General features: G+C 61.0%; 18 protein-coding genes. 15 read left to right on the forward strand and 3 right to left on the reverse strand.

Features of this window, described 5'->3' with window-relative positions; genetic code table 11:
• Positions 1–5: 5 nt before the first annotated feature.
• Positions 6–869 (reverse strand): PHP domain-containing protein, encoded by an 864-nt coding sequence (locus JBO08_RS17585; RefSeq protein WP_065873576.1) that lies wholly within the window; start codon positions 867–869, stop codon positions 6–8.
• 87 nt (positions 870–956) lie between these two features.
• On the opposite strand from JBO08_RS17585, the gene JBO08_RS17590 reads away from it, so the two are divergent.
• The 7 genes from JBO08_RS17590 (at position 957) to JBO08_RS17620 (ending at position 6,578) form a co-directional block, all read left to right on the forward strand.
• Positions 957–1,553 (forward strand): septation protein A, encoded by a 597-nt coding sequence (locus tag JBO08_RS17590; RefSeq protein ID WP_065873577.1) that lies wholly within the window; start codon positions 957–959, stop codon positions 1,551–1,553.
• Position 1,554: 1 nt separating this feature from the next.
• Positions 1,555–1,854, forward strand: coding sequence for a YciI family protein (locus tag JBO08_RS17595; protein ID WP_015885584.1), 300 nt, complete (start codon positions 1,555–1,557; stop codon positions 1,852–1,854).
• A 106-nt stretch (positions 1,855–1,960) separates the two neighbouring features.
• The gene (locus tag JBO08_RS17600; RefSeq protein ID WP_065873578.1) at positions 1,961–2,368 is read left to right on the forward strand and encodes a translation initiation factor 2; all 408 of its coding nucleotides are present in this window, start codon (positions 1,961–1,963) and stop codon (positions 2,366–2,368) included.
• A gap of 7 nt (positions 2,369–2,375) precedes the next feature.
• Complete coding sequence (locus tag JBO08_RS17605; RefSeq protein WP_049711772.1) at positions 2,376–3,053, forward strand: response regulator transcription factor; 678 nt, start codon at positions 2,376–2,378, stop codon at positions 3,051–3,053.
• Between the two features lie 252 nt (positions 3,054–3,305).
• Positions 3,306–3,776: an LTXXQ domain protein gene (locus JBO08_RS17610; RefSeq protein ID WP_220074375.1), complete on the forward strand. Its 471-nt coding sequence runs from the start codon at positions 3,306–3,308 to the stop codon at positions 3,774–3,776.
• 68 nt (positions 3,777–3,844) lie between these two features.
• Complete coding sequence (locus JBO08_RS17615) at positions 3,845–5,188, forward strand: HAMP domain-containing sensor histidine kinase (RefSeq protein ID WP_065881019.1); 1,344 nt, start codon at positions 3,845–3,847, stop codon at positions 5,186–5,188.
• Positions 5,189–5,228: 40 nt separating this feature from the next.
• Entirely contained in the window at positions 5,229–6,578 is a 1,350-nt protein-coding gene (locus JBO08_RS17620) for a CoA transferase (protein ID WP_220074376.1), read from the forward strand.
• Positions 6,579–6,675: 97 nt separating this feature from the next.
• Here JBO08_RS17620 and JBO08_RS17625 read toward each other — a convergent pair whose 3' ends face one another.
• Positions 6,676–7,539, reverse strand: a complete 864-nt coding sequence (locus tag JBO08_RS17625; RefSeq protein ID WP_065873582.1) for a DNA-3-methyladenine glycosylase — start codon at positions 7,537–7,539, stop codon at positions 6,676–6,678.
• Positions 7,536–8,963 carry an arginine-ornithine antiporter gene (gene arcD, locus JBO08_RS17630; protein ID WP_220074377.1) on the reverse strand — a complete coding sequence of 476 codons (1,428 nt, stop codon included), beginning with the start codon at positions 8,961–8,963 and terminating at the stop codon, positions 7,536–7,538. The genes JBO08_RS17625 and arcD (JBO08_RS17630) overlap by 4 nt, the downstream gene beginning before the upstream one ends.
• A 446-nt stretch (positions 8,964–9,409) precedes the next feature.
• Here arcD (JBO08_RS17630) and arcD (JBO08_RS17635) point away from each other — a divergent pair, with 446 nt between their 5' ends.
• The 8 genes from arcD (JBO08_RS17635) to gcvP all read left to right on the forward strand — a co-directional run bounded on the left by arcD (JBO08_RS17635) (position 9,410) and on the right by gcvP (position 19,842).
• Positions 9,410–10,837 (forward strand): arginine-ornithine antiporter, encoded by a 1,428-nt coding sequence (gene arcD / locus JBO08_RS17635; protein WP_065873584.1) that lies wholly within the window; start codon positions 9,410–9,412, stop codon positions 10,835–10,837.
• A gap of 23 nt (positions 10,838–10,860) precedes the next feature.
• On the forward strand, positions 10,861–12,117 hold the full coding sequence (gene arcA / locus JBO08_RS17640) for an arginine deiminase (RefSeq protein WP_065881016.1): 1,257 nt from the start codon (positions 10,861–10,863) through the stop codon (positions 12,115–12,117).
• Between the two features lie 11 nt (positions 12,118–12,128).
• Complete coding sequence (locus JBO08_RS17645; protein ID WP_032890962.1) at positions 12,129–13,139, forward strand: ornithine carbamoyltransferase; 1,011 nt, start codon at positions 12,129–12,131, stop codon at positions 13,137–13,139.
• Positions 13,140–13,295: 156 nt separating this feature from the next.
• The gene (gene arcC, locus JBO08_RS17650; protein ID WP_065873586.1) at positions 13,296–14,225 is read left to right on the forward strand and encodes a carbamate kinase; all 930 of its coding nucleotides are present in this window, start codon (positions 13,296–13,298) and stop codon (positions 14,223–14,225) included.
• Between the two features lie 18 nt (positions 14,226–14,243).
• A complete protein-coding gene (locus JBO08_RS17655) occupies positions 14,244–14,606 on the forward strand; it encodes a DUF5064 family protein (protein ID WP_065873587.1) in 363 nt (120 codons plus the stop codon).
• Between the two features lie 173 nt (positions 14,607–14,779).
• Positions 14,780–16,288, forward strand: a complete 1,509-nt coding sequence (locus tag JBO08_RS17660; protein ID WP_065873588.1) for a sigma-54-dependent transcriptional regulator — start codon at positions 14,780–14,782, stop codon at positions 16,286–16,288.
• 319 nt (positions 16,289–16,607) lie between these two features.
• On the forward strand, positions 16,608–16,991 hold the full coding sequence (gene gcvH, locus JBO08_RS17665) for a glycine cleavage system protein GcvH (protein WP_032879722.1): 384 nt from the start codon (positions 16,608–16,610) through the stop codon (positions 16,989–16,991).
• Between the two features lie 10 nt (positions 16,992–17,001).
• Positions 17,002–19,842 (forward strand): aminomethyl-transferring glycine dehydrogenase, encoded by a 2,841-nt coding sequence (gene gcvP, locus JBO08_RS17670; protein WP_065945858.1) that lies wholly within the window; start codon positions 17,002–17,004, stop codon positions 19,840–19,842.
• The last annotated feature ends 159 nt before the right edge of the window (positions 19,843–20,001 follow it).

Here is a 20,001-nt window from a genome sequence, read left to right on the forward strand (position 1 = left end):
CCTGTTCAGACGGTGGCAATAATGGGGTCATGCTTGAATCGCCCCCACAAGAGCGGCAAATCCTCCGGGACCTGGCGATACTCGCCGATCTCGGACCAGCCGCCTGGGCCATGAAAGTCACTGCCGGCACTGACCAGCAGACCAAATTCGCGAGCAAGAATCGCCAGGCTGCCCACCTGTTCGGCGGGTTGATGCCCGTTGACCACTTCAATCGCGTGACCACCCGCACCAATATAGTCGCTGATCAGCTTGCGGCGCTTGCTGCGGGTGAAATCGTAATGCCAAGGGTGCGCCAGGCTGACCCAGGCCCCGGAGGCGCGCAGGGTCTCGACGGTGTCTTCCAGGGTCGGCCAGTGCAACTTCACATCCCCCAACTTGCCGGCGCCCAGCCATTTGCGAAAGGCTTCGGCACGGTCTTTAACAAAACCTTCACGTACCATCCAGTCGGCAAAATGCGGCCGGGCCGGTGCGTTGCCGCTGTCGCCCAGTTCCTGCTGGATGGCGCGGGCGCCGTCGAGGGCATTGGGCATGCCTTTAAGGCTGAGTTTTCGGCTTATTTCTTCGGACCGCAGCCAACGGCCATCGTGCAAATTAGCGATGGCCTGCACCAGTGCCGGGGCTTTCTGATCAAACCCGTAGCCAAGCACATGAATGGTGGCGCCGCCCCAGGTGCAGGACAATTCCACGCCGTTGACCAGCTGCATGCCCAGCGCGTGCGCGGTTTCGCGGGCTTCGTCCAGCCCTTCGAGGGTGTCGTGGTCGGTCAACGAAAGGACTCGCACGCCTTTTTCAAACGCACGCGCAACCAGTACCGCAGGCGCCAGGGCGCCGTCGGAGGCCGTGCTGTGGCAGTGCAAATCAACATTCACGGGGCTTTGTAACCTCAAGTCAGCTGGCGCTTTCGCTACCAAGGATGTTTGTTATTATGCCGCCACATCCAGCTTCTGGCTCTTACTGTGAAACAATTCATCGACTTCATCCCGCTGTTGCTGTTTTTCATCGTTTACAAACTCGACCCCAGGGTCATTGATCTGGCCGGCCATGAGCTGACGTTCGGGGGCATCTACAGCGCCACCGCCGTGCTTATCATCAGTTCCCTCGTGGTCTACGGCGCCCTCTTCATCTCCCAGCGCAAACTGGAAAAAAGCCAATGGCTGACCTTAGTCGCGTGCCTGGTCTTCGGCAGCCTGACCCTGGCCTTCCACAGTGAAACCTTCCTTAAATGGAAAGCCCCGGTGGTGAACTGGCTGTTCGCCCTCGCGTTCATCGGCAGCCACTTCATCGGTGACCGCCTGCTGATCAAGCGGATCATGGGCCATGCGCTGACCCTCCCGGAGCCGGTGTGGGTGCGTTTGAACGTGGCCTGGATCGTGTTTTTCCTGTTCTGCGGTGCTGCCAACCTGTTCGTGGCGTTCACCTTCCAGGACTACTGGGTCGACTTCAAAGTCTTCGGCAGCCTTGGCATGACCGTGCTGTTCCTGGTTGCCCAGGGTATTTACCTGTCGCGCCATCTGCATGACACCGACCCTACCACGCCAAAAACCGAGGACTGACATGCTCTACGCCATCATTGCTACCGACGTTGCCAACTCGCTGGAAAAGCGCCTTTCCGTACGCCCGGCTCACGTCGAGCGCCTCAAACAGCTGCAAGCCGAAGGCCGTATCGTATTGGCCGGCCCGCATCCGGCAGTGGACAGCAATGACCCGGGCGATGCCGGTTTCACCGGTAGCCTGATCGTCGCCGAGTTCGCCTCCCTGGCCGATGCCCAGGCTTGGGCCAAGGCCGATCCTTATGTTGCAGCAGGCGTTTACGCTGACGTCGTGATCAAGCCGTTCAAGCAAGTCCTGCCTTGACTCAGGTCGCGCCGAACCATTTCAGTTCGGCGCGCTCCTAATTGCTCATTATTCTGGGTAACCTGCCGACAACGTTCTGAATATTCGTGTGGAATCAGGAGTTCCGATGCGCTTACGTCAGTTGTGTCTGTTGGTAGTGTTAATGATCGGGGCTACGGCCCACGCTGAAGAAACCTCGAACACCGGCAGTTCCACGCCCCTGTCCCTGAGTGCCGGCGCCCAGATCACCGAGTTGCAGCAACGTTTGAAAGAAAGCGAACGCCAGCGTGAAGAACTGGGCAAGCAGCTGCAAAGTGCGGATGCCTCCCGCGAAAGCGCCCAATTGAGTCGCCTTCGCCAAGAGAACCAACGCCTGGCCCAGCAACTCAAAGATTCACAGGGCGGCGCCTTGAACCGCTGGCTGACCGAGCAACAGCAATGGTTTGTCACCGGAGGGGCCGTCGCTCTGATCGCCCTGCTGTGCGGGATCTTCGCCAGCGGTGGGCACCGTCGCCGTCGACAATGGCTAAATTGAGTGAGTCATGAGCGAGCTGTTACTGATAGATGATGACCAGGAGCTCTGCGAGCTGCTGACCAGTTGGCTGAGCCAGGAAGGCTTCCAGGTGCGCGCCTGCCATGACGGCTTGAGCGCCCGCAAAGCCTTGGCCGACAGCGCCCCGGCAGCGGTGGTGCTCGACGTGATGCTGCCCGACGGCAGCGGGCTGGAGCTGCTCAAGCAATTGCGCAACGACCACCCGGAGCTGCCGGTGCTGATGCTCTCGGCCCGCGGCGAACCCCTGGACCGCATCCTCGGCCTGGAACTGGGCGCCGACGATTACCTGGCCAAACCCTGCGACCCACGCGAGCTTACCGCTCGCCTGCGCGCCGTTCTGCGCCGCAGCCACCCGGCCGCCGTGTCCTCACAGCTGGAACTGGGCGACTTGTGTTTCAGCCCGGTGCGCGGCGTGGTCAGCATCGATGAACAGGAATTCACCCTCACCGTCTCCGAAAGTCGTCTGCTGGAAGCCCTGCTACGCCAGCCCGGCGAGCCGCTGGACAAACAGGAACTGGCGCAGATCGCCCTGGGCCGTAAGTTGACCCTTTACGATCGCAGCCTGGACATGCACGTCAGCAACCTGCGCAAAAAGATCGGCCCGCACCCGGATGGCCGGCCGCGGATCGTGGCGTTGCGTAGCCGTGGTTACTATTACAGCCTCTAAGCGCTAACCCTGTGGGAGCTGTCGAGCTTTAGCGAGGCTGCGATGGGATCGACTCGGTGCATCTGTGATACCGAGCCGATCCCATCGCAGGCAAACCAGCTCCCACAGGCGATACACCCAGCGCTGATAGTTTTGTCAGTTACCGACAAAATCCTCTTTACCGAAGCTTTACCCACACCTGACCGCCGCTGACCTTGATCTCCGTAATCTACTCACATCCGGAATCACCGGAATAGAGACAGGAGAATCACCATGCGCAAGACCCTTATCGCTTTGATGCTCGCCGCTGCCCTGCCGACCGTTGCCATGGCAGCAATGCCAGAAGGCCCAGGCCCAGGCCCGATGGGTGGCCCGGAAGGTCACATGATGGGTGGCCCGGGCCACGGCGGTGAACACGGTCCGCGTGGCAAAGGCGGCCCCTTCAGCCAGCTGGACCTGAGCAAGGAACAGCGCCAGCAAATCGGCAAACTGATGGGCGACCAATGGCACGCTCGCAAAGACCTGACCAAGAAGTACTTGGACAAACTGCCAGCCGCTGACCAGAAAGCCATGCAGGACGAAATCGCCGCCGGCAAGCAGAAAACCCAGGCCGATATCCGCGCGGTACTCAAGCCTGACCAGCAGAAAAAGTTCGACGAGATCGTCAAGAAGCAAGAACAGCGTCGTGCCGAATGGAAGGAATTCCAAGCCTGGAAAGCGCAACAGCCGCAAAAAGCGCAATAATGCCCTCGCATTAACGTTCCCAGCCCAGTGGCCCCCGCCACTGGGCTTTTCCTGTTTGAGGGTTTCCTGTGCGTTCATTGTTCTGGCGCATCCTGGCCAGTTTCTGGCTGGCCATCGCCCTGGTTGCCGGGTTGTCGATCCTGATTGGGCACATGCTCAATCAAGATGCCTGGATTCTCAGCCGTCACCCCGGCCTCAATAACCTGGCGCAAGAGTGGACCCAACTCTACGAAGCCCAGGGTGAGGAGGCTGCGCAGGATCTGCTGCAACAGCGCAAACGCCAGTACCACATCGACGTGCAAGTGCTCAACGAAAGTGGCGACCCGGTGGTGCGCGGTACTTTCCCACGTCGCGCCGCCGCCTTCGAAGCCCGCCAGAATGACAGCCAGGACGGCCACCTGCCCTGGCGCCGCCTGACTGCCGAATACACCAGCGAAAAAACCGGCGACACCTACCTGTTGATCTACCGCATCCCGCACCCGGAACTGGACGAATGGCACCGCAGTAGCCTGACGTGGCCGTTGAGTGCACTGGTGATTGCGCTGATAGTGCTGACCCTGTTCAGCCTGCTGGTGACGTTGTCCATCACTCGCCCGCTCAGCCGTCTGCGCGGTGCAGTGCATGACCTCGGCCAGGCCACCTACCAGCAAAACAGCTTGGCGCAACTGGCTAACCGGCGCGATGAGTTCGGCGTGTTGGCCACCGACTTCAACCGCATGGGCGCACGCCTGCAAAGCCTGATCGGCAGTCAGCGCCAATTGCTGCGGGACGTGTCCCACGAACTGCGCTCGCCCCTGGCCCGCTTGCGCATCGCCCTGGCCCTGGCCGAACGCGCCACCCCCGAAGAGCGGGAAAAACTCTGGCCACGCCTGACCCGCGAATGCGATCGACTGGAAGCGCTGATCAGCGAAATCCTGGTATTGGCCCGCGTCGACGCCGACAATGCCAGCGCCGAAGACGTCGACCTCAACCCACTGCTCAAGACCCTGCAGAAAGACGCGCAACTCGGTGCGCCGGACCAAGCAGTGAACCTGATCGCCGACACCGACCTGCACCTCAAGGGCTGGCCGACCATGATCGAACGTGCTGTGGATAACTTGCTGCGCAATGCCCAGCGCTTTAACCCGCCGGGATTGCCGATCGAGTTGCAGGCCCAGCGCCTGGGCGAGCGCATCCTGATCAGCGTGCGCGACCACGGCCCCGGCGTTGAAGCCGAACACTTGAGCCAGTTGGGCGAACCGTTCTATCGCGCTCCCGGCCAAACAGCACAAGGCCACGGCCTGGGCCTGGCGATTGCCCGTCGCGCCGCCGAACGCCACGGTGGCAGCCTGATTCTGGCCAACCATGCAGAGGGTGGCTTTATCGCCAGCATCGACCTGCCGTTGGTGCCTGGGGTTGTCACACCGGGCTGATCATCTCTTATAGTGGCCCTTCTCTTACGGAGGGCCTTCGATGACTGACCTGCTGACTCCCATCCAAGCTGCACTCAACCTACCGCAAACGCCCCTGACCTTTACCGAAGCCGGCGCCCTGCCCTCGACCTTCGCCGTGACCGAGCTGGCCAGCGCCAGTATCGGCGCTGCCGGCCAGGCCGTGGCCCAGTTGATCCAGCAACAGACCGGGCGCTTGCCCGGCATCAGCGTGGACCGGCGCCTCGCCTCTTTCTGGTTTTCATCCTCGATTCGCCCGGTGGGCTGGCAAGTGCCGCCGCTGTGGGACCCGGTAGCCGGTGACTATGCCAGCGCCGATGGCTGGATTCGCTTGCACACCAACGCCCCCCATCACCGTGCCGCCGCCGAGCGAGTGTTGGGCAACGTCACTGACCGTGCCGAGATGGCTGCCCGCGTTGCCCCATGGAGCGCCGCTGAACTGGAACAGGCGATTGTCGATGAAGGTGGCTGTGCGGCGCAGATGCGTGCCTGGCAGGCCTGGCAAGGGCATCCGCAAGGGTTGGCGGTGAATGCTGAAGACCTGGTGCAGCGCCAGACCTTTGAAACCGGCGCCGACAAACCCTGGCTCGGCTCGGTGACGCGGCCACTCGCGGGCATCAAGGTGCTGGACCTGACTCGCGTGCTGGCCGGCCCCGTGGCCAGTCGTTTTCTCGCGGGCCTGGGCGCCGACGTGCTGCGTATCGACTCGCCGACCTGGAACGAACCCGGCGTAGTACCGGAAATGACCCTCGGCAAACGCTGTGCCCGTCTCGACTTGAAGACCCCCGAAGACCGCCGGATTTTCGAAAGCCTGTTCAAGGAGGCCGACATTCTGTTCCACGGCTACCGTGCCGACGCCTTGGAGCAATTGGGTTACACCGCCAACGAATTGCAAACCCTCACCCCCGGCCTGATCGACGTGAGTCTCAACGCCTACGGCTGGAGCGGCCCGTGGCGAAATCGCCGGGGTTTCGACAGCCTGGTGCAAATGAGCAGCGGGATTGCCGACGCGGGCATGGCCTGGAAACAATCGGATAAACCGGTGCCGCTGCCGTTGCAGGCGCTGGATCACGCGACCGGGTATTTGATGGCGGCCAGTGCGATTCAAGCATTGAGTGAGCGGCTGAAAACCGGGCGTGGCGGTTCGGCGCGGTTGTCGTTGGCGCGTACGGCGAAGCTGTTGGTGGAGGCGGGACAGGTACCGGAGCAACCGGCGTTGCGTGCCGAGGAATTGAGCGATCAGGGTTTGGTGGCGGAGCAAACAGCCTGGGGCCAGGCTCATCGGTTGTTGGCGCCGCTGACCCTCAGCGGCACGCCGTTGCAGTGGGATTTGGCGGCTGGGGAATTGGGGTCGCACCGGCCGCAGTGGTGACCTGACCTGCGCTATCGCAGGCAAGCCAGCTCCCACGTTTGACCGTATTCCAACTGTGTGAGCTGGCTTGCCTGCGATGAGGCCAGTACAGACACTATCAATCTGACCGTTGCAACGACGTCCACAAATGCTGCGCCGCATAAGCCCTGAGCGGCCGCCAAGCCTCAGCCCGCCCACCCAACTGCCGCGCCGAAACCGGCCCACCCTCCAAGGCTGCCAGCGCATTGATCAAGCCGATATCCCCCGTCGCAAACGCATCCGCCTCGCGCATCTGGCGCATCGCGATGTACTGCGCCGTCCAATCGCCAATCCCCGGCAAGGCCACCAGCCGTGCCACGCCTTCCTTGAGGCTGGCCTTGGGTTCGAACACTTCAGGATCATCCAGCAACGCCTGTGCGACACCCGACAACGTGCGCCCGCGCGCCTTGGGCATGCCCAAGGTCGCCAGGTCCGCCGCCGCCAATACCTCGGGCGTGGGAAAAACATGCGTGATACCGGCGTGCGGCGTATCCAGCGGCTGACCGTATTGCGCCACCAGCTTGCCCGCCAAACGAATCGCGGCCACCACCGTGATCTGCTGGCCCAGCACTGCCCGAATCGCCAGTTCCAGGCCATCCCAAGTGCCCGGCACGCGCAGGCCGGGACGCGCTGCAACCAGTTGCGCCATCAATGGGTCCGTCGCCAATTGCGCGTTGATCAACTGAGGCTGGGCATCCAGATCAAACATCCTGCGCAGGCGCCGTTCGATCTCAGGCAGCGCCGCAGCCTCTGGAAACTCCACCCCCACGTCCAACCAATCGCCAGCCCCCGGCGTCACGCTGATCCAGCCGTGCTGGCCGCTCACGCTGATACTGCGCCGGTACAGGCCGGCTTCGACCGTCTCCATCCCAGCGATAGCGCGCGCCGATAGAAAACCCACCATCGCCGCCCAGTCATAAGGCGGCTGATACGCCAGTCTCACAGCGACAACACCCCGCTATACAACCCATACGCCGCCAACCCGGCGCCCGCGATCACGCAGCTGAAAATGCCTTTTTCCAAGTGGGTAAACAGGGGCTGGCCCTGCTCACGCTTGGCGAGGGCAAACAGGATCACGCCCGGTGCATACAGCAGCGCCGACAGCAGCAGGTACTTCAAGCCGCCAGCGTAGAGCAGCCACACCGCATAGCCGAGGGCGATCAGGCCCACCAGCAAGTCTTTCATGCGCTGGCCGTGAGCGCCTTCGTAGGTTTCGCCGCGTCCGCTCAATAGCACGGCATAGGCCGCCGACCATAGGTAAGGCACCAGGATCATCGATGAGGCCAGGTAAATCAGCGTGGTGTAGGTGCTGTGGGAAAACAGCGTGATCACCAGGAAGGTCTGGATCATCACATTGGTCAGCCAGAGCGCGTTGACCGGCACCTGGTTGGCATTTTCCTTTTTCAGGAAGGCCGGCATGGTCTTGTCATGGGCGGTGGCGTAAAGGATTTCCGCGCAGAGCAGCGCCCAGGACAGTAAGGCGCCGAGCAGCGATACCGCCAGGCCAATGCTGATTGCCATCGCCCCCCAGGGCCCGACGATGCGCTCCAGCACACCGGCCAGGGACGGGTTTTGCAACTGCGCGAGCTCCGGCTGGCTCATGATTCCCAAGGACAGCACATTCACCAGCACCAGCAACGCCAGCACGCCAAGGAAACCAATCAGCGTGGCGCGGCCCACGTCCGAGCGTTTCTCGGCGCGCGCCGAATACACGCTGGCGCCTTCGATGCCGATAAACACAAACACGGTGACCAGCATCATGTTGCGCACCTGGTCCACCACATTGCCGATGTCCGGATTGCCCAGGCCCCAGATATCCCGGGTGAAAATATCTGCCTTGAACGCTACGGCAGCGATCACGATGAACATCAGCAAGGGCACGATCTTGGCCACCGTGGTGATCTGGTTGATGAACGCCGCCTCCTTGATTCCGCGCATCACCAGGAAATGCACTGCCCACAGCAGCAGCGACGCACAGCCGATGGCCACCGGCGTGTTGCCCTGGCCAAACACCGGAAAAAAGTAACCCAGGGTGCTGAACAACAACACGAAGTAGCCGACGTTGCCCATCCACGCGCTGATCCAATAGCCCCAGGCAGACGAGAACCCCATGTAATCGCCAAAACCCGCCTTGGCGTAGGCGTACACCCCCGAGTCCAGATCGGGTTTGCGATTGGCCAGGGTCTGGAACACAAAGGCAAGGGTCAGCATGCCGACGGCGGTGATCGCCCAGCCGATCAATACGGCCCCAACCTCGGCGCGCGCGGCCATGTTTTGCGGTAGGGAGAAGATCCCACCACCGATCATCGAGCCCACTACCAAGGCAATCAAAGCACTGAGTCGAAGTTTCTGGGCCGGCTGGGACATGTGGACTCCTGAATAAATAACAGCTTGAGCTGACAGCCGTAAACTCAACTAATTAACTCAGCGAGTATAACGTTTATTAGAGACCGCGATAAAAACAACACACTCATAACCCAACGGCATGGCAGCTTGTATGATTGAGCTTATTTATAATTTAAATACGGCAAATACGTTGTCGCTTCCAAGCTACTTGCTGTCGCATTTTCGAAAAGTTTGCATAATCGACAAAACAGTCTAGTTTCAAACGTCCTTACGCAACACTAAATGATTAACCAAAACGCAGGGGCCGCTCTGGAGAGCGTCTTTGCGCGGAAAAATATCGCCTGAGGCTTTCCACCCCAAGTTATTAATTCACAATGGAATGTGCCAATGAAGTGATCTGAGTCAGCTGATTGATTAGCGCACGGAATTATTCTGTGGTCTCTCTTCTCCTGCATTGGAGTTATGCAATGTCTGAATCTCCCGGAAAACTTCGATTAGGCGCGCTGGTTGCACTTGTCGTCGGTTCAATGATTGGTGGCGGGATCTTCTCACTGCCGCAAAACATGGCCGCCAGCGCCGATGTCGGTGCGGTGTTGATTGGTTGGGTGATTACCGCCATCGGCATGCTGACCCTCGCGTTTGTCTTCCAAACTCTCGCCAACCGCAAGCCCGACCTCGACGGTGGGGTGTACGCCTATGCCAAGGCCGGTTTCGGCGACTACATGGGGTTCTCCTCCGCCTGGGGCTATTGGATCAGCGCCTGGCTGGGCAACGTCGGTTACTTCGTGTTGCTGTTCAGCACCCTCGGCTACTTCTTCCCGATCTTTGGCGAAGGCAATACGCCGGCCGCAGTGATCGGTGCGTCGGTACTGCTGTGGGCCGTACATTTCCTGGTACTGCGCGGAATCAAGGAAGCGGCGTTCATCAACCTGGTGACCACCGTCGCCAAGGTCGTGCCGCTGGTGCTGTTCGTGTTGATCGCAGTGTTCGCGTTCAAGCTGGACATCTTCACCGCGGACATCTGGGGCGTGAAAAACCCGGACCTGGGCAGTGTGATGAACCAGGTGCGCAACATGATGCTGGTCACCGTGTGGGTGTTCATCGGCATCGAAGGCGCGAGCATTTTCTCCTCCCGTGCGGAAAAACGTTCCGACGTGGGCAAGGCCACCGTGATTGGTTTCATCACGGTGCTCCTGTTCCTGATGCTGGTGAACGTACTGTCCCTGGGGATCATGACTCAGCCTGAACTGGCCAAGCTGCAGAACCCGTCGATGGCCGCCGTGCTGGAGCATGTGGTGGGTCACTGGGGCGCGGTGCTGATCAGCGTCGGCTTGATCATCTCGCTGCTCGGGGCGTTGCTGTCGTGGGTGCTGCTGTGCGCGGAGATCATGTTCGCCGCCGCCAAGGACCACACCATGCCGGAGTTCCTGCGCAAGGAAAACGCCAACCACGTGCCGGTCAATGCCCTGTGGCTGACTAACGCGATGGTGCAGGTTTTCCTGGTGATCACGCTGTTTTCCGCCAGCACTTACCTGTCGCTCATCTACCTCGCCACCTCGATGATCCTGGTGCCTTACCTGTGGTCGGCGGCCTACGCCCTGCTGTTGGCAGTGCGCGGCGAAACCTACGAAACCGCCCTGGCCGAACGCAAGAAAGACCTGTTCATTGGCGCTGTCGCCCTGATCTACGCGATCTGGCTGCTCTACGCCGGCGGCACCAAATACCTGCTGCTCTCCGCCCTGCTCTACGCCCCTGGCGCGATCCTGTTCGCCAAAGCCAAGCGTGAACTGGGCAAACCGATTTTCACCCACGTCGAGAAGCTGATTTTCGCCGCAGTGGTCATTGGCGCCCTGGTGGCGGCATATGGGCTCTACGACGGCTTCCTGACTCTGTAATTGTATTCTCTGGAGGATGTGTAATGACCACGGAAAAAGTGAAATACGGCGTACATTCCGAAGCCGGCAAACTGCGCAAAGTCATGGTGTGCTCCCCAGGCTTGGCCCACCAGCGGCTGACGCCCAACAACTGCGATGAACTGCTGTTCGATGACGTGTTGTGGGTGGCCCAGGCCAAGCGCGACCATTTCGACTTCGTGACCAAGATGCGCGAGCGGGACATTGATGTGCTGGAAATGCACAACCTGCTGACCGACATCGTTGCCATCCCTGAAGCGCTCGACTGGATCCTGGCGCGCAAGATCACCTCCAACACGGTTGGCCTGGGCCTGGTTGATGAAGTCAGCTCCTGGCTGCGCAGCCTGGAGCCGCGCAAGACCGCTGAGTTCCTGATCGGCGGCGTATCGGCGGATGACCTGCCGAGCAGCTTTGGTGGCAAAACCATCGAGATGTTCCGCGACTTCCTCGGCCACGCCAGCTTCATCCTGCCCCCGCTGCCCAACACCCAGTTCACCCGTGACACCACCTGCTGGATCTACGGCGGTGTGACGCTGAACCCGATGTACTGGCCGGCGCGACGTCAGGAAACTCTGTTGGCCAGCGCCATCTATAAGTTCCACCCTGAGTTCACCAACGCGGACTTCCAGATCTGGTACGGCGACCCCGACCAGGAACACGGTGCCGCCACGCTGGAAGGCGGCGACGTGATGCCGATCGGCAATGGCGTGGTCTTGATCGGTATGGGCGAACGCTCGTCCCACCAAGCCATCGGCCAATTGGCGCGCAACCTGTTCAAAAACAAAGCCGTGGAACGCGTGATCGTTGCCGGCCTGCCGAAATCCCGCGCGGCGATGCACTTGGATACCGTGTTCAGCTTCTGCGACCGCGACCTGGTCACCATCTTCCCCGAAGTGGTCAACCAGATTGTGCCGTTCACCCTGCGCCCTGACGAAAGCAAGCCGCACGGTATCGACATCCAACGCGAGAAAACCAACTTCCTTGAGACCGTAGCCGCAGCGCTCAACCTCAAGGCCCTGCGTGTGGTTGAAACCGGCGGCAACAGCTTCGCCGCCGAACGCGAGCAGTGGGACGACGGCAACAATGTGGTCGCCGTGGAGCCTGGCGTGGTGATCGGTTACGACCGCAACACCTACACCAACACCCTGCTGCGCAAGGCCGGTGTGGAAGTCATCACCATCAGCGCCGGTGAGCTCGGCCGCGGCCGTGGCGGCGGCCACTGCATGACCTGCCCGATCATCCGCGACCCAATCGACTATTAAGGAGATCCATCATGGCTTTCAACATGCGCAACCGCAGCCTGCTCTCGCTGATGCACCACACCACCCGCGAGCTCAACTACTTGCTGGACCTGTCCCGCGACCTCAAACGCGCCAAATACACCGGCACCGAGCGTCCGCACCTGAAAGGCAAGAACATCGCGCTGATCTTCGAAAAAACCTCGACCCGCACCCGTTGCGCTTTCGAAGTCGCGGCCCATGACCAGGGTGCCCACGTCACCTATATCGATCCGGTTTCATCGCAGATCGGCCACAAAGAAAGCATGAAAGACACCGCCCGTGTGCTCGGGCGCATGTTCGATGCCATTGAGTACCGTGGCTTCGAGCAGGAAATCGTCGAAGAGCTGGCCAAATTCGCCGGCGTGCCGGTGTTCAACGGACTCACCGCCGAATTCCACCCCACGCAAATGATCGCTGACACCCTGACCATGCGCGAACACAGCGACAAGCCACTGCATGACATCAGCTACGCCTACCTCGGCGATGCCCGTTACAACATGGGCAACTCGCTGCTGATGATCGGCGCCAAGCTGGGCATGGACGTACGCATCGGCGCGCCGAAAGCCCTGTGGCCGCACGAAGATTTCATCAAGCAATGCCAGGCGTTCGCCGAAGAAAGCGGCGCGCGCATCACCATCACCGAAGACCCGAAAGAAGCCGTGAAAGGCGTGGATTTCATCCACACCGATATCTGGGTGTCGATGGGTGAGCCGGTGGAAGCGTGGGACGAGCGCATCGAGCAACTGCTGCCGTACCAAGTCAACGCCAAGATGATGAAAGCCTCGGGCAACCCGCGGGTGAAGTTCATGCACTGCCTGCCGGCGTTCCATAACAGCGAAACCAAGGTCGGCAAGGACATCGCCGCGCGTTATCCGAACCTGGCCAATGGCGTGGAAGTGACTGAAGAGGTGTTTGAATCGCCGGCCAACATCGCGTTTGAGCAGGCGGAAAACCGCATGCATACCATCAAGGCGATCTTGGTGTCGGCGTTGGCAGATATCTAACCCTTAAGTTGGCAATGAGGACAAATGTGGGAGCCGGGCTTGCCCGCGATGCAGGCACCTCGGTCCATCAAGCAGACCGCGGTGATGCTATCGCAGGCAAGCCGGCTCCCACATTGACCGCGTTCCTTCATCAGAACTTTCAGAAGGACACTCTGTATGCGCATCGTCGTAGCCTTGGGCGGCAACGCCCTGCTCCGCCGTGGTGAACCCATGACGGCGGACAACCAACGCGCCAACATCCGCATCGCCACCGAGCAGATCGCCAAGATCCATGCCGGCAACGAGCTGGTGATCGCCCACGGCAATGGCCCGCAAGTCGGCCTGCTGTCATTGCAGGCGGCGGCCTACACCCAGGTTTCACCCTACCCACTGGACGTGCTCGGCGCCGAGACCGAAGGCATGATCGGCTACATCATCGAGCAGGAACTGGGCAATCTATTGGACTTCGAAGTGCCGTTCGCCACCTTGCTCACCCAGGTGGAAGTCGACGCCAAGGACCCAGCGTTCCAAAACCCAACCAAGCCCATCGGCCCGGTGTATTCCAAGGCCGAAGCGGAAAAGCTCGCCGCCGAAAAAGGCTGGGCGATTGCACCAGACGGTGATAAATACCGCCGCGTGGTCGCCAGCCCACGGCCGAAACGCATCTTTGAAATCCGCCCGATCAAATGGCTACTGGAAAAAAGCGCCATCGTGATCTGTGCGGGCGGTGGCGGCATCCCGACAATGTACGGCGAAGACGGCAAGCTCCAAGGCATCGAAGCGGTGATCGACAAAGACCTCTGCTCATCCTTGCTGGCTGCGCAACTGGACGCCGACTTGCTGGTGATCGCCACTGACGTCAACGCCGCTTTCATCGACTACGGCAAGCCCAGCCAAAAAGCCATCGGCCAGGCCCACCCTGACGAAATGGAAAAACTCGGCTTCGCCGCCGGCTCCATGGGCCCCAAGGTCCAAGCCGCCTGCGAGTTCGCCCGCCAGACTGGCAAAACCGCCGTCATCGGTTCACTCTCGGACATCGAAGCCATCGTCCAGGGCAGTGCCGGTACACGCATCAGTACGGCAAAACCTGGCATCACCTATCTGTGAAGTAGAGGAGATACGCCTATGGCCACTTTTGAACCGGGTCACTTGCACGTTGAACGTCACGCACTGAATGCCCAGGACTACAGCTACAACCTGTGCATCGACTATGAAGTCAGCCAGGACCCCAAGGAAGGCAAGGGGATGCTGTTCAAGCTGCATGGCTCGGTGCAGGGCAAGGACCTCAAGGAAGAGTTCTTCCTGCCCAAGGACCAGGCGTTCGACTTTGCGCGGCATGCGATGAACATTGCGCAGAAGTATGGAATGCCCAAGGTCGCGGTGCTGAACGGCTCGATGCACAAGCAGTACGACTTGATGTTCGAGGATGTGCGGCATCAACTGGATGTGAAGTCGGGTGATCCGGTCAAGCCGGAACATTTGGAGTAAGAACGACGCAAATCCCCTGTGGGAGCGGGCTTGCTCGCGAAGACGGAGTGTCAGTCACTTAATTTATCGACTGACCCAACGCATTCGCGAGCAAGCCCGCTCCCACATTTTGATCTCCATCATCTCCAAGGCATACTGGCCACCCTCCGCACTCTAGAATCAAGATCCGCCCCATGCGTATCCACGTCAGCTTCATCGACCGCGTCGGCATCACCCAGGAAGTCCTGGCCTTGCTCGGTGGGCGTAATCTAAACCTGGATGCGGTAGAAATGGTGCCGCCCAACGTCTACATCGATGCGCCAACCCTGAGCGCCGAGGTGCTGGAAGAGCTGCGCGACGCCCTCTTCAGCGTGCACGGCGTACAGGCGGTCACGGTGGTGGATATCCTCCCCGGTCAACGCCGCCACCTGCAACTCGATGCCCTGCTGGCCGCCATGACCGACCCGGTGCTGGCCCTGGATAGCGCGGGCAAGATTCTATTGGCCAACCCGGCACTGATCGCCCTGTATGGCCGCGAACCGGCAGGGGAAAGCATCAGCGAGCTGTTCAACGACCCGACGCTGTTGGACACGTTGCTCGAACACGGCTTTCGCCTGCCGCTGCGTGAGATCAGCGTCAACGGCCAGACCTTGCTGCTGGACGCCACGCCGATCACCGACGCCGGCGCCCTGCTCACCCTCTACCCACCCAACCGTATCGGCGAACAACTGTCGGCGCTGCACCACGACCATGCCGAAGGGTTTGATGCGCTGCTCGGCGAATCCCCTGTCATCCGTACGCTCAAGGCGCGCGCGCAGCGGGTGGCGGCATTGGATGCACCGTTATTGATTCAAGGCGAAACCGGCACCGGCAAGGAGCTGGTGGCACGTGCCTGCCACGCCATCAGCGCGCGTCACAGCGCGCCTTTTTTGGCATTGAACTGCGCGGCGCTGCCGGAAAACCTCGCCGAAAGTGAGCTGTTCGGTTATGCACCGGGCGCCTTCACCGGCGCGCAGCGCGGCGGCAAGCCGGGGCTGATGGAGTTGGCCAACCAGGGCACGGTGTTCCTGGATGAGATCGGTGAGATGTCGCCGTACCTGCAGGCCAAGCTGCTGCGCTTTCTCAATGACGGCAGCTTCCGTCGCGTCGGTGGCGACCGTGAAGTGAAGGTCAATGTGCGCATCCTCAGCGCCACCCACCGCGACCTGGAAAAGATGGTCAGCGAGGGCACCTTTCGCGAAGACTTGTTCTACCGCCTCAATGTGCTCAACGTCGAAGTACCGCCGCTGCGCGAACGCGGCCAGGACATCCTGCTGCTGGCGCGCTATTTCATGCAGCAGGCTTGTGCACAGATCCAGCGTCCGGTCTGCCGCCTGGCGCCCGGCACTTACCCGGCGCTGTTGGGCAACCGCTGGCCGGGCAATGTGCGCCAGTTGCAAAACGTGATCTTCCGCGCCGCCGCCATCTGTGAAAGCAGCCTGGTGGACATTGGCGACCTCGACATCGCCGGCACGTCAGTCGCGCGCCAGGGCGACGGTGAAGTCGACAGCCTGGAACAGGCCATGGAAGATTTCGAGCGCAGCCTGCTGGAAAAGCTCTACAGCAGCTACCCCTCGACGCGCCAACTGGCCAGCCGCTTGCAGACTTCCCACACGGCGATTGCCCATCGCCTGCGCAAGTACGGCATTCCCAACAAACCCTGACTGAACAAACCCAGCCCCCACAGGACCGTATTTCAAAATTTGGTCTGAGAACGACATCGGCTGTACTGAAAGCGCTACAGTGGAACGATATCGCTACAACCTTGTTTTTTGCGCGCCATGCAAGGCTTTGATCCGCATAGGCTTTTTTTCGCGCGTCGGAGTGTAGCGAAATCGCTACAGCCGAATTCCATATCGTTATGACCATTTTTATTAAGCCATTGATTTACAAGGCTTTAACAAGCTTGGCCGCGATATTGCTAAGTAACTCCCCATTATTCCAATCCCGTCCACCAGACGAATCTGGCCCCGAGGAGTTTCCATGAGCGAGTTGCGTTTCACTGAAGATCACGAATGGCTGCGCGCCGAAGCCGACGGCAGCGTCACCGTGGGTATCACCGCTTTCGCGCAGAACGCGCTGGGTGATGTGGTTTTCGTGCAACTGCCGGAGTTGCAGGCTTACGACAAGGGCGCCGAAGCGTCCACCGTCGAGTCCGTAAAAGCCGCCAGCGGCGTGTACATGCCGTTGGACGGTGAAGTGCTCGAAGTGAACGACAAACTCGATGGCAGCCCGGAACTGGTCAACGAAGACCCAATGGGCGAAGGTTGGTTTTTCCGCTTTAAACCGGCCGACGCCGAGGCGGTGGCTAAACTGTTGGATCAGGACGCGTACGACCGCCTGATCAAAGCCAACGCTGAAGCTTGAGGAGCGCGCAATGACCGTTCAACTGAACACCGCCAACGAATTCATCGCCCGCCACATCGGCCCGCGCCAGGAAGACGAGCAGCACATGCTCGCCAGCCTGGGTTTCGACTCCCTGGAAGCCCTGAGCGCCAGCGTGATCCCGGAAAGCATCAAGGGCACCAGCGTGCTCGGCCTGGAAGACGGCCTGAGCGAAGCCGAGGCCCTGGCCAGGATCAAGGCCATCGCCGGCAAGAACCAACTGTTCAAAACCTACATCGGCCAGGGCTACTACAACTGCCACACGCCGTCGCCGATCCTGCGCAACCTGCTGGAAAACCCGGCCTGGTACACCGCCTACACGCCGTACCAGCCAGAGATTTCCCAAGGCCGCCTGGAAGCGCTGCTGAATTTCCAGACCCTGATCAGCGACCTCACCGGCCTGCCGATCGCCAACGCCTCCCTGCTCGACGAAGCCACCGCTGCCGCCGAAGCCATGACCTTCTGCAAACGCCTGAGCAAGAACAAGGGCAGTAATGCCTTCTTCGCCTCGATCCACAGCCACCCGCAAACCCTCGACGTGCTGCGCACCCGTGCCGAGCCGCTGGGTATCGAGGTGGTGGTAGGCGATGAGCGCGAACTGACCGACGTCACCCCGTTTTTCGGCGCCCTGCTGCAATATCCAGCCAGCAACGGTGACGTCTTCGACTACCGCGAGCTCACCGAGCGCTTCCACGCCGCCAACGCACTGGTCGCGGTAGCCGCTGATCTGCTGGCCCTGACCCTACTGACCCCACCGGGTGAATTCGGCGCCGACGTGGCCATCGGCAGCGCGCAACGCTTCGGCGTGCCGCTGGGCTTCGGCGGCCCGCACGCGGCGTACTTCTCCACCAAGGATGCGTTCAAGCGTGACATGCCGGGCCGCCTGGTCGGTGTCTCCGTCGACCGTTTCGGCAAGCCGGCCCTGCGCCTGGCGATGCAGACCCGCGAGCAGCATATCCGCCGCGAGAAGGCCACCAGCAACATCTGCACAGCCCAAGTGCTGCTGGCCAACATCGCCAGCATGTACGCCGTGTACCACGGCCCCAAAGGCCTGACCCAGATCGCCCGACGGGTGCACCAGTTGACCGCGATCCTGGCCAAGGGCTTGACCGCACTGGGCCTGAAAGTCGAGCAAGCCAACTTCTTCGACACCATTACCCTCAACACCGGCGCCAACACCGCCGCCCTGCACGACAAGGCCCGCGCCCAGCGCATCAACCTGCGTGTGGTGGACGCTGAGCGCCTTGGCGTGTCGGTGGACGAAACCACCACCCAGGCGGATATCGAAACGCTGTGGAGCCTCTTCGCCGACGGCAAGGCACTGCCAGTCTTCACTGCCAACGTTGACAGCGCCCTGCCGGCCGCACTGCTGCGCCAGTCGCCCGTCCTCAGCCACCCGGTGTTCAACCGTTATCACTCGGAAACCGAGCTGATGCGCTACCTGCGCAAGCTGGCCGACAAGGACCTGGCGCTGGACCGCACCATGATCCCGCTGGGCTCGTGCACCATGAAGCTCAATGCCGCCAGCGAAATGATCCCGGTGACCTGGGCCGAGTTCGGTGCCCTGCACCCCTTCGCCCCGGCCGAGCAAAGCACCGGTTACCTGGAGCTGACCTCCGACTTGGAAGCCATGCTCTGCGCGGCCACCGGTTACGACGCGATCTCCCTGCAGCCGAACGCCGGCTCCCAAGGCGAGTACGCGGGGCTGTTGGCCATCCGTGCTTACCACCAGAGCCGTGGCGATGAACGCCGCGACATCTGCCTGATCCCATCGTCGGCCCACGGCACCAACCCTGCCACCGCCAACATGGCTGGCATGCGCGTTGTCGTCACAGCCTGCGATGCGCGTGGCAACGTCGATATCGAAGACCTGCGTGCCAAGGCCATCGAGCACCGCGACCACCTCGCCGCGCTGATGATTACCTACCCGTCCACCCATGGTGTGTTCGAAGAAGGTATCCGCGAAATCTGCGGCATCATTCACGACAACGGCGGCCAGGTGTACATCGACGGCGCCAACATGAACGCCATGGTCGGCCTGTGCGCCCCGGGCAAGTTCGGCGGCGACGTGTCCCACCTGAACCTGCATAAGACCTTCTGCATTCCCCACGGCGGTGGCGGCCCGGGCGTCGGCCCGATTGGCGTCAAGTCGCACCTCACGCCGTTCCTGCCAGGCCACGCAGCCATGGAACGCAAGGAAGGCGCGGTCTGCGCGGCACCGTTCGGCAGCGCAAGCATTCTGCCGATCACCTGGATGTACATCAGCATGATGGGCGGCGCGGGCCTCAAGCGCGCTTCGCAACTGGCGATCCTGAATGCCAACTACATTTCCCGTCGCCTGGAGGAGCACTACCCCGTGCTCTACACCGGCAGCAACGGCCTGGTGGCGCATGAATGTATCCTCGACCTGCGCCCACTCAAAGACAGCAGCGGTATCAGCGTCGATGACGTGGCCAAGCGCCTGATCGACTTTGGCTTCCATGCGCCGACCATGTCGTTCCCGGTGGCAGGCACCTTGATGATCGAGCCGACCGAGAGCGAATCCAAGGAAGAACTGGACCGCTTCTGCGACGCCATGATCGCCATCCGCGAAGAAATCCGCGCGGTGGAAAACGGCACCCTGGACAAGGATGACAACCCGCTGAAGAACGCGCCGCACACCGCAGCCGAGCTGGTGGGCGAGTGGACACACCCGTACAGCCGTGAACAGGCTGTGTACCCGGTGGCTTCGTTGATCGAAGGCAAATACTGGCCGCCGGTTGGCCGGGTCGATAACGTATTTGGCGATCGCAACCTCGTGTGTGCATGCCCGTCGATCGAGAGCTACGCGTAACTTGAGGATGTACTCGGTGTAAATGTGGGAGCGGGCTTGCTCGCGAATGCGGTGGATCAGTCACCAGGTGTATCAACTGAGAGACCGCTTTCGCGAGCAAGCCCGCTCCCACATTTGGCCGAGTACACCTGATAAATAATAAGAAACCGGAGAACAACT

It is taken from the genome of Pseudomonas sp. LAP_36 (genome assembly GCF_019456785.1).
Lineage (GTDB): Bacteria > Pseudomonadota > Gammaproteobacteria > Pseudomonadales > Pseudomonadaceae > Aquipseudomonas > Aquipseudomonas tritici.